We start from the raw sequence: 467 nt of genomic DNA, 5'->3' as shown, positions 1-467 counted from the left end.
ACCTCCCGCTCGTACCGGGTCGGCTCTTCCATCGCTGCCTCGGTCGGCTCCAGACGGTACCGGTCCCGGCGGGAATCGCAGTGCGGATCCATGATGTAGATCCGCACGGGGATCTCGCGGGCCTTGGCGATGAACAGTGGCAGCATCTCGTCGCTGCCGTAGAAGTTCCTCGTCAGACCGAACATGTCGATCCTTGACCTGGCGCCCCGTATCCGCGAGATCAGGTCAGCCTTCGACTCGACGTTGGTGAGCGTGAAGAGGTCGGCGAGCCCGGCCTGTTCCAGGTGTCCCAGCATGGCGCCACTGTAGTCCCGGCCGTAGCCGAGCCGGTCGGGCCGCGTCTCGTACACGCGGCACAGGTAGTCGATGCGCTCCTCGGACGGCCGACGCTGGCCGTGCTCCCAGCGGCAGATCTCGGTGTCCGACAAGGCCGGAGGGTGCAGGCCGTCGGTGACGTACTCCAGGTC

1 pseudogene is annotated in these 467 nt (G+C 66.6%); it reads right to left on the bottom strand.

Annotated features, from left to right (window positions below):
- Nucleotides 1-467: pseudogene (locus ABD323_RS41710) on the bottom strand (hypothetical protein); the annotation flags it as partial.

Origin of the sequence: Kitasatospora nipponensis (assembly GCF_039528135.1) — a bacterium.
GTDB lineage: Bacteria > Actinomycetota > Actinomycetes > Streptomycetales > Streptomycetaceae > Kitasatospora > Kitasatospora nipponensis.
The sequence above is the reverse complement of the archived record's forward strand: the minus strand, read 5'-3'. Positions and strand labels throughout refer to the sequence as shown.